This is a genomic window from Streptomyces sp. NPDC006309 (assembly GCF_040613095.1).
In the GTDB taxonomy this organism is placed as follows: domain Bacteria; phylum Actinomycetota; class Actinomycetes; order Streptomycetales; family Streptomycetaceae; genus Streptomyces.
The window spans coordinates 62,547-78,622 of the sequence record NZ_JBEXRO010000019.1; the positions used below are offsets into that span (position 1 = coordinate 62,547).

General features: G+C 71.1%; 10 protein-coding genes. All 10 read right to left on the reverse strand.

Features of this window, described 5'->3' with window-relative positions; all coding sequences use genetic code 11:
* Positions 1 to 21: 21 nt before the first annotated feature.
* Positions 22 to 1,350, reverse strand: a complete 1,329-nt coding sequence (locus ABZ117_RS23415; RefSeq protein ID WP_356823650.1) for a salicylate synthase — start codon at positions 1,348 to 1,350, stop codon at positions 22 to 24.
* Positions 1,347 to 2,219 (reverse strand): alpha/beta fold hydrolase, encoded by an 873-nt coding sequence (locus ABZ117_RS23420; RefSeq protein ID WP_356823652.1) that lies wholly within the window; start codon positions 2,217 to 2,219, stop codon positions 1,347 to 1,349. The genes ABZ117_RS23415 and ABZ117_RS23420 overlap by 4 nt, the downstream gene beginning before the upstream one ends.
* Positions 2,216 to 3,862, reverse strand: coding sequence for a condensation domain-containing protein (locus ABZ117_RS23425; RefSeq protein ID WP_356823654.1), 1,647 nt, complete (start codon positions 3,860 to 3,862; stop codon positions 2,216 to 2,218). The genes ABZ117_RS23420 and ABZ117_RS23425 overlap by 4 nt, the downstream gene beginning before the upstream one ends.
* A complete protein-coding gene (locus ABZ117_RS23430) occupies positions 3,859 to 4,392 on the reverse strand; it encodes a flavin reductase family protein (RefSeq protein WP_356823656.1) in 534 nt (177 codons plus the stop codon). Before ABZ117_RS23430 ends, ABZ117_RS23425 begins: the two co-directional genes overlap by 4 nt.
* A 28-nt stretch (positions 4,393 to 4,420) precedes the next feature.
* Entirely contained in the window at positions 4,421 to 4,876 is a 456-nt protein-coding gene (locus tag ABZ117_RS23435; protein ID WP_356823657.1) for an SRPBCC family protein, read from the reverse strand.
* Positions 4,873 to 6,114 (reverse strand): aminotransferase class III-fold pyridoxal phosphate-dependent enzyme, encoded by a 1,242-nt coding sequence (locus ABZ117_RS23440; RefSeq protein ID WP_356823659.1) that lies wholly within the window; start codon positions 6,112 to 6,114, stop codon positions 4,873 to 4,875. Before ABZ117_RS23440 ends, ABZ117_RS23435 begins: the two co-directional genes overlap by 4 nt.
* Complete coding sequence (locus ABZ117_RS23445; protein WP_356823661.1) at positions 6,111 to 7,157, reverse strand: SDR family oxidoreductase; 1,047 nt, start codon at positions 7,155 to 7,157, stop codon at positions 6,111 to 6,113. The genes ABZ117_RS23440 and ABZ117_RS23445 overlap by 4 nt, the downstream gene beginning before the upstream one ends.
* Positions 7,158 to 7,168: 11 nt before the next feature.
* Positions 7,169 to 8,296: an acyl-CoA dehydrogenase family protein gene (locus ABZ117_RS23450; RefSeq protein WP_356823662.1), complete on the reverse strand. Its 1,128-nt coding sequence runs from the start codon at positions 8,294 to 8,296 to the stop codon at positions 7,169 to 7,171.
* Between the two features lie 72 nt (positions 8,297 to 8,368).
* A complete protein-coding gene (locus ABZ117_RS23455) occupies positions 8,369 to 12,376 on the reverse strand; it encodes an amino acid adenylation domain-containing protein (RefSeq protein ID WP_356823664.1) in 4,008 nt (1,335 codons plus the stop codon).
* Entirely contained in the window at positions 12,373 to 15,990 is a 3,618-nt protein-coding gene (locus ABZ117_RS23460; protein ID WP_356823666.1) for an amino acid adenylation domain-containing protein, read from the reverse strand. The genes ABZ117_RS23455 and ABZ117_RS23460 overlap by 4 nt, the downstream gene beginning before the upstream one ends.
* Between the last annotated feature and the right edge of the window lie 86 nt (positions 15,991 to 16,076).

Genomic DNA, 16,076 nt, shown 5'->3' on the forward strand with positions numbered 1-16,076 from the left:
CTGTCAGTAGGGGGCTGGGCGCTACGGGCCGTCCACCGGGTCGGCGCCGATCACATGCGGAGCCACGCTGGACAGCTTCTCGCGGGTCTCCTCGAGTTCCCTCGCCGGCTGCGAGTCGGCGACGATGCCGGCGCCGGCGCGCAGCCAGGCACGACCGTCCTGCTCGTAGAGTGCGCGCAGGACCAGCGCGGCGTCCATGGAGCCGTCGCTGGAGGCGGTGAGGACGGCGCCGGAGTACAGTCCGCGGGGACCGGGTTCCAGCCGGGCGATGCGCTCGTAGGCGGCCTCCTTGGGCACTCCGGATGCGGTGATCGCGGGGAAGAGGGCTTCCAGGGCGTCCCAAGCGGACTTCTCCGGAGCGAGCTGCCCGACCACGCGCGATCCGAGGTGCTGGACGCTGCCTCGCGGCTTGACGGTCATGTAGTCGCTGACGACCACCGAGCCGGGGTCGCACACCGTACGCAGTTCCTCGTACCCCAGCTTCACGGAGATGGCGTGCTCGTATATCTCCTTGGCGTCCTCGACCAGTTCCCCGCGGAGCCGGGCATCCTGCTCGTCGCCGAGCCCGTGGGCGCGGGTGCCGGCCAGGGGCTGGGTGGAAACCGCCCCACCGGCGTCCACCTCCACGACTGTCTCCGGGCTGAATCCCATGGCACGCCAGCCTCCGAGGTCGAGCAGGAAGGAGCGGGCGGGGGTGTTCTTCCGGCGGCCGTTCAGATAGGTCGCCGGAATGTCGACGGGCCCTGTTATGGGAACCGGCCGCGACAGGATCACCTTCTGCAGCTCCCCGCGCCGGATGTCGTCGACGGCCACAGCGACGGACTTCTGGTACATCTCGGCCCCGTAGCTGTCGATCGGGGCCGGCGACGGAGTGCCGCCCGACTCGCGCTGCGGGGTGTCGAGGACGCTGCGGATCAGATCGCTCGACGAACGCTCGGTCGCGCGGATCACGACCCGGTCGGCCCGTATCCGTACCTCGGTCCGCGGCAGGATCAGGTGGAGCAGCGGGGTGCCGGGCGGCACGTCGATCCGGCGGTGGGCCAGATAGCTGAGTTCGAAGGCCACCCATCCGTAGGAGTTCCAGTCGTTGATCGGAAGCCGGCCGAGGGCCGCCGCCACCTGGGTGAGAGGGCGGTTCCCCACCGGCTCGACGGTCTCCTCACCGCCCCAGCGGACCCGGAGTTCGGCCGAGTCGAGGGTGATCTCGCCGAGGGCCCCGCCGGCGTAACACCACTCCTCGTCGCGTTCGTAGACGACGTGGCGGTCGAACAGCCCGGCGCGAGCGAGTGCTGTGGAGGCGACCAGCGGGTCGAACTGGCCGTGGATCGTCGTGTTCTGGTACTGGTTCATCGCTGGTTCCGTTTCCGGCGCTCGTGTGAGCGCACATCACGCGGCCGGCGCGATACCGGCATCTGCGGATCGTTCGGTGGGTGAGGGACGGTGCGCGGGCGGCTCTGGCGGCGGGACGGGAGCAACCGGGCGGTGACCAGCCCGGCCACGTCGGTCATGTGCTCGCTGAGGAAGAAGTGACCGCCGGGGAACACCTCCAGCGTGCAGGCACCGGTGGTGTGGTGCTTCCAGTCACTCGCCTCGTCGATGGTCGTCCTGGGGTCCCGGTCGCCGGTCAGGACGGTGACCGGGCAGCTCAACTCCTGCCCGGCCCGGTGCCGGTACGTCTCGATCGCCTGGTAGTCCCGGCGGATGGCCGGCAGGAGCAGCCGCATGATCCCGAGGTCGTCGAGAAGCTCCGGGTCGGTGCCGCCCAGCTCCCGCAGCTCCTCCACCAGCACCTGGTCCTCGCGCTGGTGCATGTTCTCCACGCGGCGGCGGCAGGGTGCCCTGCGCCCGGAGGTGAAGAGCACGGCGGGCGGCGAACCGACCTCGTGCTCGAGGCGCCTGGCCGTCTCATAGGCCAGGACCGCCCCCATGCTGTGGCCGAACAGCGCCAGTGGCCTGCTGTCCAGGAGCGGGACCAGGGCCTCGGCGATCCCGTCGGTCAGCTCCTCGATGTCCCCGAGGCCGGGCTCCGCCCTGCGGTCCTGGCGTCCCGGGTACTGCACGGCGAGCGTCTCCACCGTCGGGGAGAGTGCCCGGGACAGCGGGAAGTAGAAGCCGGCCGCGCCACCCGCGTGCGGAAAGCAGACCAGGCGGGCCGGGGCGTCCTGCGCACGGTGGAAACGCTTGAGCCACCGGGACCTCGACGCGACGGCCGCGCTCATCGTGCGCCCCCGGCGGACACCGTGGCGGGGTCCGTCCACTCGTTGCCGGCGGCGGCCAGCCAGTTCAGCAGCTCCTGGTAGGCCCGCAGCATGTCGTCCAGCAGTCCGGGGGGAAACAGCTCGTCGACGGCGTCCCAGGCGAGCCGTACCGAATCGTCCGTCCGGTACACCTGGTGGTCGAGCCAGACCTGGGGCGTCTGGGAGAGCATCCAGGTCAGTTCGCCCAACTCCGCGCGGAATGCGGGGCTGACGAGATCGGAGCCCAGGTTGCAGGCGAAGACCACCGGGGCGCCGACCCGCTTCCCGCCGTGGGCTCGCCGGAGATCCCGCAGGACGTTCAGCGTGGAGTACTGGGCGTGCGAGGCACTCTGCTGGACCTGGTGCTGCAGTTCCCGTGCCCGCTGCGCGAACGGGACGGGCTGCCGGAGGTCGACGTGCAACAGCACCAGGTTGGTGAAGTCGGCCACCATGCCGGGGACCGCCTCGTCCAGTGGCTGCCGGTCGAAGAGGGGCACGTTGAGCAGGAAGTTCCGGTCGGCGCTCCAGGCCCCGAGGACCTCCGCATAGGCGGTCGCGAGCACCATGGCCGGGGTGAGGCCGTGCTCGCGGCCCCGTGCGGTGATCCGCCCCCACTCCTTCGTCCCGAGGACGAAGCCGCGCCGGGAGAATCGCGGCCGGGTGATGTCCTCGGGTCGCGTCGCCAGCGGCAACTGCGGGCCGCTGGTGGGGAGTGCGGGGATGCGACCGCGCCAGTAGTCCCGGGCGACCGCCGCCGGGCTTCCGGCCACGCCGGGTTGTCCGCTCCAGGCCCGGTGGTCCTCCAGGTACTGCGCGAAGCCGTACCCGTCCGCCGGGATCAGCCCGCCCGGCACCCGGTACGCCGTCGCGAGATCGGTGAGCAGCACTTCGATGCTGGCCACGTCCGCCACCAGAAGGTCGATGTTGACGTGGATCCGGGCCCGGCCGGCGGCCAGGAGCGACAGCTGCACGTCGAACACCTCGCCGACGGCGACATCGAGACGGCGGTGCGACAGTCCCGCCCGGACCGCGTCGAGCCCCTGCCCGGCCGCCGCGGCATCGGACGCGGTGAAGTCGTGCACGGTGAGACCGGCCCAGGGGCTGCGTTCGAGGATCTGCTGCCGTCCGTCCGGGAGGAAGCGCGCGCGCAGCATCTCGTGCCGGTCGACGACCTCCCGGACGGCCGCTTCGAGCCGACCCGGATCGATGCCGTTGCCGTCGAACTCCAGATAGGCATGGCATCCGACCCCGCCGAGGGCCAGCTCGTCACCACGACCGATCCAGTACGCCCGCTGGACCGGTGTGAGTGCGAAGGGGGCGCCGGCATCGACCCGGTGGCGTACGACTTCGGCGCCGGCGGTCTTCGCCGCGAGACCTGTGGTCAAAAGCTCGTGCCAGCTTTGAACGGTGGGATTCTCGGCCATCTTCTGGAAGGTGACGTCCGCCCCCGCGCGGCGCCAGCCGCCCACCAGCTTCATGATTCTGATGGAGTCCATGCCGTGCCGGATGAGGTTGTCCGCGTCGGATATCGACTCGGCGCCCACTCCGAGCAGGCCGGCCACCGTGCTCCGGACGTCCTCTCTCGACAGGTCTGCGGCGCGGATTCCGGGGCGAGTTCTGGTCATGGGCGATCCCGTGGTGTGACGGCGGATGGAATGGTCGGTGTCGGACTGTTGTGATCCGCGGTGCGGCAGTGCCCGTATCGGCCCCCGTGCCAGATCAGTGGTGCGCCCGGGGACCGGGACAGGCCCAGGACTTCTCCGACGACGATCGTGTGATCGCCTGCCGGGACCGCCGAGTACACCTGGCAGGTCAGCCACCCCAGGACCTGGCGCAGCACCGGGGAGCCGTCGACGAGGTCGTGACCGGCCGCCGCGAATTTCTCCTCGGCCGGCCGGTCCGTGGCGAACCTTCCGGCGGCCCCGGTCTGGCCGTCCCGGAGCAGGTTGACGGCGAACCGGCCGTTGCCGCGGACCGCCCGCAGTGTCCTGGATCCGTTGCCGAGGCACGTCAACAGCAGAAGGGGTTCCAGCGACAGGGAGCAGACGCTGCTCACCGTCATGCCGGCACGGCCGGAGGGACCGTCGGTGGTGACGACGCAGACGCCCGTGGGCATGCTGCCGAGCAGATCGCGGAAGGCACGACGGCGATCCACACCGGTCATGGCAGGTGGCGCCGGCCGCTCACGCCTGCCCGCCGAAGGTGGTCGACGATCCGTTCAGGCCCGTCAGGATGCGCTGGAGGTTCTCGACCAGAGCACGCTCGGCGATCGGATCGATGATCGCGGCCAGGCTGGCCATGCCCAGGTCGAATTCGGCATCGAAACGGATGACGACGTGGTCCGTGCCCTGTTCGACCCGCCAGGTCCCGTTGAAGGACTCGAAGTCGCCCGTGGTCTGGGCGAAGGTGATGGAGTGCGTGGCACGGTCGATGATCTCGTGCTCGGTCCAGCGGAGGATGCCGTTGCGGAAGTTGACGGCCCACTGCGAGTCGATGACGCCGTCCTCCTGGTGGGTGACCTGCACCTCCCGGACCGCGTCGGTGAACTCGGGGTAGCGCTCGAAGTCGGACAGCCGGGCGAAGACGGCGTCGGCGTCGGCGTCGCGGACGACTGCCTCGAGGGTGACCTGTCGCGTCACAGGGTTCCTTCCAACGTGGTGGCGGCGTCGTCGAAGGCGGTGAGCAGCCAGTCGACGTCGCTCCGGGTGAGTACGGCGGGTGGGGTGAAGCGGATGACCTTGTGGGCGTTGAGGCTGTGGTTGACCAGGACGCCGCGGTCGTGCAGTTCCATGACGAAGGCGCCCGCCGTGTGCTCGTCCTTGCACTCCACGCCGATGAGCAGCCCCGCGCCGCGGATCTGCGCGACCAGCCCGGGACACCGGTCGGCGACGATCCGGGCCAGGCCGTCCAGCAGGGTGCGGCCGAGGGCTGCGGCACGGTCGACCATGCCTTCGGCTCGGATGGTCTCGACGGCGGAGCGGGCGGCGGCCATCGCGATGGGCGACGCCGCGAACGTCGACGTGTGCAGGAACGGGTCACGGCTGAACGGCTCATAGGCGGCATCGGTGGCCACCATGGCCGCGACGGGCACCACCCCGCCGCTCAGGCCCTTGCCGACCAGCAGTACGTCGGGGCTGACGGCCTCGCGGTCGGCGCCCCACCAGGTTCCCAGCCGGCCGAGCCCGGTCTGGATCTCGTCGAGGACCAGGAAGGCTCCGCGTTCCCGGCAGAGCCGCTGGGCCGCGGTGAGGTAGCCGTCCGGCGGGACGACCACACCCCCTTCGCCCTGGACGGGTTCGAGGAAGAGGCAGGTGTCCGCGTCGACGGTGCCGTCCAGTGCGGACACGTCGCCGTACGGGACGTGTGTGACATCCGGCAGCAGCGGACGGAACGGCTCCTGGTAGAACTCCTTGGCGGTGAGGGAGAGTGCCCCCATCGTCTTTCCGTGGAATCCTCCCTCGGCCGAGACCAGCCGCCGCTTGCCGTGCACCCGGGCCAGTTTGAGGGCCGCCTCGGTGGCCTCGGCTCCGGAGTTCACGAAGTGGACCCGGTCGAGTCCCGCCGGGGTGACCGCGGCCAGGGCGGCCGCCGCCAGTGCCGCCGTGGGTTCCAGCAACAGGCGTGTCGACATGGGATGGCTGCGGGCCTGCGCCACCACGGCCTCGACCACGATCGGGTGGGTGTGCCCGACGAGGAACACGCCGTAGCCGCCGCAATCGAGGAAGCGCCGCCCGTCGGCGCCGAAGACGTGCGCCGCGTGGGAGGAGAGTTCCAGGGCCCCGCCGGTGAGGTCGGAGAGACTGGCCCGGCCCTTGCTCAGGTGGCGGCGGTAGAGGTCCGGTATGGCAAGGTCGGGACACTCGGTGGGCGCTGTCATGCGGCCACCTCGCTGAGCTTCGTCAGGCCCTTCACCCGGGCGTAGTGGCGCATGGAGGCGGTGAAGGCGTCCTCGAGGTCCTCCGCGGTGAGCGGCTGCACACCGGGGACGTGGTCGTAGGCGCTGGTGAAGGGCTCGGCGGTGTGGAACAGGGCGGTCATGGCCAGCATGTCGTCGAACCGGCGCCGCTGGGCCTTCGGCAGCGCGTCGATGAACACCGGCCGGATCAGCCGGTCGATCATGTCGTGTGAGACGAACCGCGGCATGTCCAGCTCCAGGCGGGAACTCCTGCCCAGCTTCATGGCCAGCTCGACCATCCGCGCGGCGGTCGGTGCGGCCTCGCCGCCGGTGACCCAGTACTCGCCTCCGGTCGTCCCGGCCCGGACAAGGCCGACGATGACGGCGGCCACCAGGTCCTGCGGCACGAAGTCGATCCGGGTGTCGGGCTCCAGCGGCAGCATCGGGAGCGCGTTGCCCAGAAGTGCGCCGGCGATGGCGTGCAGTCCCTGGAACTGCGCGATCCGCCCGGTGACGGAGTCACCGATCACCACGGAGGGCCGGATGATGTTCGCGGCCACGCCGGATTTCGCGATCGCCTGTTCGGCGAGACGCTTGCTGCCCAGATAGACCTCCGGCCGGGCACTGCCGTACCCGCCGCGCGTCAGGTCCTGACGGGTCACGAAGGCGGTGCTGACATGCTGTAGGGGTGCCTCCGCACGCCGGGCGAACGCCAGGACGCTCTCGGTACCGCGGACGTTCAGGTCGTTGGTCCGGCTCGGGTCGACACTGAACCCGGTGACCGCGGCGCAGTGCACGACGACATCGACGCGGTCGGCCAGGTCGTGGTACGCCGCGCGGTCCAGGCCCAGGTTCGGGAGGGTCAGGTCACCGCGTACGGTGGTCAGTCGGAGACCGCCGACGGGCTTCTTGTGGGTGAGGCAGACCAGGGAACAGCCGGTGAGCCGCTCCAGCAGCGCCTGTCCGATGACGCCGCTCGCCCCGGTGAGGAGGACGGTGGGTCCGGATGTCACGGTGTTGGACATGGTGACTCTTCTCAGCCGACGCGCAGCGGTAGGCCGGCGAAGTGGTCGCACAGCTGGTCGGACATGTGGGTGCGGGACGGCGGATGGAACATCAGGCCGGCGCAGGCGGCGGACAGGTATGCCGCGTCGCTCGATCCGATGTAGGACATCCCGCCGAGCAGCTCCACCGCACGGCGATTGATCCGGCTGATGGCATCCTGCACGGCGTAGCGGACGCACAGGACCCGGGCGAGCATCTCCTCGCCGTCCTCCCAGGCCGCCTTGGCCCGGGCCACGCCCTCCAGCATGGCCATGGCGGCCTCGGTCTCGATGACGAGTGCCGCGCGCTCGACGGCGTCCGCCCTGCCCGCCGACAGCACGCCCTCGACCAGGGCGCTCGCCGCGCCGAGGTAGGAAGCGGTGACGAGCAGCTCGAACCAGATGAACCCGCTGGTCTGGAGCTTGTCGGGCCGCTGGTCCTCGCTGCTGTCCGTCATGACGACCAGGCGCTTGGGGACCTCCACGTCCTTGAGGACGACCTCGTCGCTCTCCGCGCCGGCCAGGACGAAGTTGTTCCAGAACGGCCTGACCTCGAGGCCGGGACTGTCCACCGGGATCACCGCGACGGCCATCCGTTCGCGCCCGTCCTCGTCGGTGACCGCCACCGAGGCGGTGAGCAGGTCCATCGAGCGGGAGAGCGAGCAGGGCTTCTTGGAGCCGGTCACGATCAGGTTGCCGCCGCGCCGCACGGCGCGCAGCGTGGGGGACAGGATCGCGGCTCCGCTGCGGCCCTCGGCGAAACCGGAGGCGAGCAGCAGCCGGCCGGCGGCGATGCCCTCCAGCAGCATCCATTCGAACCCGTCGCCGAGGCTCGCCTCGGCCAGGCTGGCGACGGAGAAGTGGTGCATGGTCGTGGCGACCCCGAGCGAGGGCGACCGGGCGCCGATCGCCCGCTGCGCCCGCACCGCCTCGACCGGGGTGGCGCCGTAGCCGCCCTGCTCGGTGGGGATCAGCAGGTTCGGGCCACCCGCCGCCTTGAACAGGGCCAGCGCGGGGTTGCCCGGCTTCTCCAGGTCCGCGAGGGGTGTCCGGGCGAGATCGGCGTCGAGACCCGGCATGAATCGCTCGAGTGTCGCCCGTTCGGTTTCCAGAAATTGCATGGTGGTTTCCCCGTTGGTCGGTGCATCAGCTCGATCGAGCATCGAGCGATGGGAATGAAGTGAGCGGACCGGCTAGCGCTGGACGCGCGGGTCCGCCAGCCAGGTCGCGACGCGCGCGGCGATCGCTGCGGGCCGGTCACCGGCGACGATCGAGTAGTGGTCCTCCGGCCAGACCTCCACGTCGAGGCGGGGACAGATGTCGCGCCAGGCCGGAATTGGATCGGCGCGGTCGGCCGCCCCGGCCACGAAGAGGAGCGTGGGGACCTCGGACTTGTCCGCCCGGTAGCCGCTGAGGGTTTCGAGGTTGTGGGCGTGGACACGCATCAGCAGCTCGTACTGCCCCGCACCGGTTCCGGCGGGCAGCCAGCCGTACGCGACCGACAGGTCCCTCGCGGTCCGCGTCAGCAGGTCGGACGGAGCGTCGAGTACGGCGGCCCGGGCCTGTGCCGGCAGTCGGCCTCCGGCGAGGTCGCCGAGGAACTCCAGGTGCCTGGCCGCCTCGGTCGCGGTCGTTCTGACCTCGGTGAGATCACTGTCGATCATGAAGACGTGGACCTCGTGCCCGCGCTCGGCCAGTTGCCGGCCGACCTCGTACGCGAGGACCCCGCCCATCGACCAGCCGCCCAGGAGATACGGCCCCTCGGGCGTCGCCTGCTGCAGTTCCTCGCGGTAGGAGGCGGCCATCGTCACCACATCGTGGTCCAGCGCCGAGGTCGAGCCCTGGGCGAGCGCTCGGCTCTGGAAGGCGTGGACGGGACCGGGCCAGTGCCGGGCCAGTGCCGTGCAGCTGCTCACCGAGCCGCCCACCGGGTGGAAGAGGAAGAGTTCCCGTCCGGCCGCCGTGGACGCGGTGGCCCGACCGGAGCCGGCCGTGCCGCTGGACAGCGTGACCCGGCAGCTCGCGACCCGGTCGTTTCCGGTGACGTGCCCGGCCAGCGCCCGTACCGTCGGCGCCTCGAAGACCTGGCCGAACTTCAGCTCGACGCCGAGTTCGGCGCGGATGCGGTTGATCAGCCGAAGCGCGAGCAGTGAGTTGCCTCCCAGCGCGAAGAAGTCGCTGTCCGGGTCGACCGTGGGCAGTTCGAGCAGTTCGGCCCAGAGCCTGCACAGCCGGTCCACCAACTCACCGTGCGTACCCTGCTCTCCTGTCGTGGTCTGCGCGGCGGCCGGTGCCTGCGCGGCGAGGGTGGCGAGGGCCCCGGCGGCATCCACCTTGCCGTTGGGCGTCAGCGGCAGCCGCTCCAGCACATGGATCTGTCCGGGTATCAGGTAGTGCGGCAACCGCGACCGCAGATGGACGAGGATCGTCGCGCCGTCGAGGCTCTCGCCCTCCCGGGGGACGACGAGGGACACCAGGCGCCGCTGGCCGCCCGGGGTGTCCTCGCCGCTGACGACGCACTCCCCCACCGCGGGATGCTCCCGGATCGCCGCTTCGACCTCACCGGGCTCGACCCGGAAGCCCTGGATCTTGAGCTGGCGGTCCTCGCGGCCCAGGAACTCGATGGTGCCGTCCGGCCGGTAGCAGCCGAGGTCACCCGTCGCGTACAGCCGTTCACCGGTGCCGGGGTGCCGTACGAACCGCTCGTCGGTGCGCCGGGCATCCTGCCAGTAGCCACGGCTGAGCCCGAGGCCGCCGATGTGGATGCGGCCGACCGCCCACGGCGGGCGGAGTTCCAGCCGGTGGTCGAGCACGCGCATGCTCTGGTTGCGCAGCGGAACGCCGTAGGGGATGCTCCGCCAGCCGGGATCGACCTGGCCGATCTCGTAGATGTTCGACCAGATGGACGCCTCGGTCGCGCCGCCCATCGCGATGACCCGGGTGTCGTGCCAGTGCGACCGCAGGCGGTCCGGCAGCTCCACCGGGATCCAGTCGCCGCTCATCAGGAAGGCCCGGACGGGGGGTGCGCCGGCCTCCGGCCGCTGTTCGACGACCTCGGTCAGCATCTGGGCCAGCGCCGGTACCGAGTTCCACACGGTGGCGCCGTGGCGGACGGCGGCCTCCGCCCAGGCCAACGGGTCGGGACGGTTCGTGGCCTCCGGGAGTATCAGGGCGGCGCCCGCGGCGAGCGTGCCGAACACGTCCCAGACGGAGAGGTCGAAGCTCAGCGACGAGATACCGAAGACGCGGTCTTCGGGGGTGAGCCCCAGGCGGTCGTTGATGTCCTCGACGGTGTTCACCGCGGCCTGATGTTCGATCATCACGCCTTTGGGCTGCCCGGTGGAACCGGAGGTGTGGATGATGTAGGCGAGGTCGCCCGGCTCGCCCGTCCGTGCGCAGGTCTGCCGCGGGGTGGGTGCCAGCTCGTCCACGCGCAGGAGGGGACGTGCGCCCAGACCGCCGACGCGGGACGCGTTCGGGGACTGGACCAGCGCGATCCGCGCGGAACACCCGTCGAGCAGGTGGGAGATCCGCTCGGCCGGCAGGTCGGCGTCGACGGGACAGTAGGCCGCGCCGGCACGCAGTACGCCGAGGACGGCGACGATCTGTTCCCACCCTTTGGTCATGACCACGGGCACGATGTCGCCACGGCCCACCCCCTGGGCCCCCAGCGCGCAGGCCACCGCCCGGGAACGGGCCTCCAGCTCGCCGTAGGTCAGTGACCGGTGATCGGTCAGGACGGCGGTGGCGGCCGGTCGCGCCGCCGCCCGGCGCAGGAAGCCGTCCTCCAGACGTTCCGCCGGAGGGGCCGACACGGGCCGGTTCAGCTCCGCGACCAGGGCTCGGTGCCGGGCGGGCACCGGGTCCGGCCGTGCTGCCGCGCCCGAGGGCTCGGCCAGCTGGTCCAGCATCCGCCCGTACGCCTCGAACATGAGGTCGGGAAGGCCGGGCGGGAAGGCCTCGTCCACGACGTCCCACACACAGTCGACGCCGCCGTCCGCACCGTCGTGGAGCTGGTTGTCCACCAGGACCTGGGGTGTGCGCAGATCGCTGGTCACCTCGCGGCAGACCGGCCGGTTTCGTCCGTCCGGTGGCGGAGCGTGCTCGGCCGTCCCGCCCGCCTTCAGCATGCTGGTGAAGACGTACGGCAGCGCGGCGCGGGAGGTCCAGCCCCGGCGCGCGGCCAGCTCGCGGGTGATCCGCACACCGGCGACATCGGCGTGCTGGAGGTCCTTCCAGATCTGGCGCTGCAGCTGCCGGGCCCGCTCCCAGAAGTCCCCCGGCTGCCGCAGGTCCACTTCCAGCGGGAGCGTGGCGCCGAACTGCCCCACCACCCCCGCCATGTGCGGGCGGGTGGTCGCCCAGTTCTGGTGGAGCAGGTTCAGGCTGAAGTGGGGCACTGCCGCCCATGCGCCGAGCACCTCGGCGAACAGGTGGCACAACGCCGTCGTCGGCAGCACGCGGTGCTGACGGAAGGCGGCGGACAGCCGCTGCCACTGAAGGCGGGTGAGGTGGTGGGTTCGCCGGGTGAACCGCACCGTGTCGATGGCCGCGGGCTGTACGGCCAGCGGGAGCTGGGGCGCCTCCGGCAGGTGCGGAAGGCGGTCCTCCCAGTAACGCCACTGGCTCCGGTACTCCGCGGTGCTCTCGTTCGCGAGCAATTCCAGCCGGCAGTCGCGGTACGTCAGTTTCGGAACGGGAAGCGCGGCGGCGGGATCGTGGTAGTAGGCCCGCCACTCGTCCATGACTTGGCGGATGCCCCGGCCGTCGAGCAGCAGCAGGCTCATCGCGAGGTGGACCCTGACCCGACGGGCCCTCAGGCGGTGCACAGCGACCTCGAACAGGGGCCAGCCGGTTGGGTCCACGCCCTCACGGCACATGCGATCCCTGGTGCGGCGGATCGCGGCCTGTCTGCGGTCCTCGTCGAGGCCGCTCAGATCCGTCACGGCCAGCTGAAGCGGCGGGGTCTGCTCATCGCTGAGGACGCGTTGGGCACCGGCGGCGTCGATCACGGTCCGCAGGTGCGCGTGCCGGCGCAGCAGCTGGTTGAGCGCCTGCTCGGCGCGGGCCAGGTCGACGTCGACCATGTCGAGTTCCACGTAGTAGCTCGGCAGGAAGCCGCCGAGCTCGACCAGGTGGGAGGCACCCACCAGGTACGCCTCCTGCAGCGGGGTCAGGGGGAACGGCTCGTGCCGGGTCACCGACCCTCCTCCGCCTGCCCGGTCAGCGCCTTGGCGAGTTCCGCGATGGTGGGAGCCTGGAACAGCATGTCGACGGCCTCGTCGCCGGCCTGCCTGATGCCGAGTTCGGCCCTGAGTCTGCCGATGATGCGCACCGCGTGCAGCGAGTCGCCGCCCAGGTCGAAGAAGTCGTCGTCGACGCCGAAGTCGTCGCGTCCCAGCGCGTCGCTCCAGATCTCGAACAGCCGCTGCTCCAGGGCTGTGTGCGGCGAGGTCCTGTTCTCCGGTGCGAGTTCGCGCCAGGGGGACGGCAGGGCCGAGCGGTCGACCTTGCCGTTCGCGCTCAGCGGCAGACGGTCCAGGACCACGTAGTGGTGGGGAACCATGTAGTCGGGCAGCAGGTCGCCCAGCACCTTGTTCAGCGCCGCGGTGTCGAGGGATTCCCGGCCGGCCGGTGCCCCGGCGATCAGGACGTGCTGGATCAGGGCGTTCACCGCGGGTGCACCCTCGGGGACGGAGGCGCATCGGGTGAAGCCCGCGGCCGCCAGCTGCGCCTGCCACTCGGGCACCGACAGCAGCGTGGCCTCACGCTGGTCCTGATAGTTCCCGAAGCCTTCGAGGAAGGCGAAGCTGATCATGTTCAGCGGCGAGTTGACCGTGCCCTCGATGAGGACCAACAGCCCCCCGGGGGCGAGCAGACCCCGGATGTTCTCCAGGGTCCTGCCGAGGTCCTTGGCGTCGTGGAGGACGTTCGCCGCGACGATGACATCGGCGGAGCCGGGCGCCAGGCCCTGCGGGGCCGGTTCGTCGTCGATGTCGAACAGGCCGTAGGTGACGAAGGGGTAGGCGTCCGCGTACCGCTCCCTGGCCGACGCGAAGAAGGCGGTCGAGATGTCGGTGAAGTGGTACCGGACGCGGTCGGCCGGCAGCGTGGGCAGGATACGGTCGCAGGTCGAGCCGGTGCCGGCCCCGGCCTCCAGGATCCTGACCTTGCGTCCGGCGGGGCGCCGTTCCACGTAGGCACGGACCACCGACGCGGCTGTTCCGTTCTGCACCCGGGCGGCCGGGTTGCCGGCGTACAGCGCCTCGGTCACGCGCCAGTCCCCGTCGGGGAGCAGCAGCTGGAGCGGACGTACCTTTCCCTCGAGCAGCGCGAGCTGGTTGCCGGCGCATTCCGTGAAGTAGTCGAGGAGTACGCGGTCGGTTCCGGTCACGGTGAACGCGGCCAGTTCGGTCCTGATCCGGGCATCCAGCTGGTCCGCGTCGACGGCGCGCTCGGCTCGGTACTCCCCGGGCTGCCCGGTGGGGCTGAGCAGTCCTTCTCCGGCGAGGACGGACATCCACTGACTGATCAGCCCGCGGTACTGCGGACGCACCCCGCTGTGGGCGATGATCTCGTCCGCGGTGGCCGTGTCGCCCCGGGCCGTGAAGACGCCGAGCCGGGCGAAGCTGAGGGCCATGACCGAGGGGGCCAGCGCCTCGAGCCGGTGCCAGAGATCGCGGAAGGTGGCGATGGCGGGGGCGAGTTCTACGGTGGCCCGCCGCAGCTCGGATGCGCCGGCTTCGAGAATCCCGGACCAGGTGGAGGCGTCGTCCGCAGCGGGTGCCGCCTCCTCCTGGCCGTCGGGCAGGAGGTAGGCGATGAGCTGCTTGCGGTCCGTCGCGGGGTTGGTGTCGACCGTGATGATCGCTTCGCCGACCCCCGGCCGGCGGCGCAGCACCGCGGCGATCTCGTCGAGTTCGATCCGGAAGCCGTTGAGCTTGACCTGGGTGTCCTTCCGGCCCAGGAACTCGATGTCGCCTCCGGGCAGGTAACGGCCGAGGTCCCCGGTCCGGTAGAGGTACTCGCCCGTGGTGGGGTGGACGATGAACCGCTCGGCTGTTCGGACCGGGTCCGCCCAGTAGCCCTTCGCGACGCCGGTGCCGCCGATGCAGATCTCTCCGGTCGCCCATACCGGGCACGGGTCCAGCTGGTGGTCGAGCACGTGGAGGGTCTGGTTCGCCAGCGGCTTGCCGTACGGGATACGGCTCCACTCCTGCGGTATTTCGCCGATGGGGTAGGTGACCGACCAGATGGACGCCTCGGTGGCGCCACCGAGGCTGATCACCTGGGCGCGCGGGTGCACCGCGCGGACCGCGTCCGGCAGGGGGACGGGGATCCAGTCGCCGCTGAGCAGGACGAGACGCAGGGTCGATTCGGCGACTTCGGCGGTGGGGGCGTCCAGCCACATGCCCATCAGCGCGGGCACGGAGTTCCAGACGGTGACGCCGTGCTCGGTGACCAGCGTGGACCAGTGGTCGGGGTCGTGGGCCCGGTCCGGTGCGGGCATGATCACGGCGGCACCGGCGGCCAGGGTGCCGAAGACGTCGTACACCGAGAGGTCGAAGCTCAGGGAGGAGAGCGCGAGCACCCGGTCGTCAGCGCCGACCCGGAAGCGTGCGTTGATGTCCTGGACGGTGTTGGCCGCGCCGCGGTGATCGATGACCACGCCCTTGGGCCGACCGGTGGATCCCGAGGTGAAGATCACGTACGCCAGGTCCTCGGGAGTGGGCCCGGTGGGCAGCGGTGCGGCGCTCGCGGCGCGCACCTCAGGGTCGTCGAGGGTGACCAGCCGGATGCCGCTCGGCCAGGTTGTCCCGTCGCGCAGCCGGGGTGTGGTCACCACCACCCGGACGCCGCCCTGTTCCAGGACCTGGGCCCGCCGCGCGGCGGGCCACTGCGGATCGACGGGCAGGTAGGCGGCCCCGGACAGGGTGACTCCGAGGACGGTGGGCACCTGGGCGCATCCCCTGTCGGCGATGACGCCGACGAGGGTGCCGGGCGCCGCGCCGAGCGTGACCAGGCGGCGCGCGAGGCGCCGGGCGTCGGCGACCACTTCGCCGTAGGTGAGCCGGCCGTCGTCGGCGATGACCGCGACGGCCTCAGGGCGCTCGGCGGCCCTGGTCTCGACGAGGCGGCAGAGGGTGGTGGCGGGCAGGTCGGCGCCGGTGTCGTTGGCGCTCCGCCGTTCCTCGGTCTGCCAGTCCGGCAGCCTGGTGAGGCGCGCCGTGGTGTCCCAGGCGCCGTCCTCGCTCGCCAGGCGGTCGAGCGTCGCGACGCAGACCGCGACCAGGTCGTCCGGCAGGCCGTCGGGGTACTGCGCCTCCCGGACCTCCCAGGTGAGGGCGAGTTCGCCCGCTTCCTCGATGATGCCGTGATGGAGACGACATCGCTCCGGCTCCGGCGCCGCGGGCTCCCGTCCGGCCTCCGACGCCCGGGTGAGCTGCTGCTGGAGTCGCTTCGCGCGGGCCGCGAAGGAGACCTCGGGGAGGGTGTCGAAGACGAGCGGAAGGGTCGCGGCCCGGCCGGGCAGCACCAGATCGAGCGTGAAGCCGGGCTGCTCGGACCACAGTCGCAGGACGTCCGCGTAAGCCGTCATCAGCACGACGGCCGGAGCGAGTCCCCTCAGCTCGGCTTCCTGGTGGATGGCCGCCCAGGTTTCCTTGCCGACCCGGCTGTGGCGGGTGGCGAAGGCGGCGTCCGGCGGCTCCTGTCCGCCGCTGGGCGCCGAGGGCAGCTCCGGGGCCGTCGGCAGGTTCGGCAATTGCAGTCCGAATCCGCTGGACGGCAGTTCTTCGAGCAGCTCAAAAATCATTTCTAAATCCCCCGTGCTGGCACTTACAGAATCACTGAGATCCAGCTCCCGGCAGCACCCGGAATACCGGGGGCTGCACTTTCGGA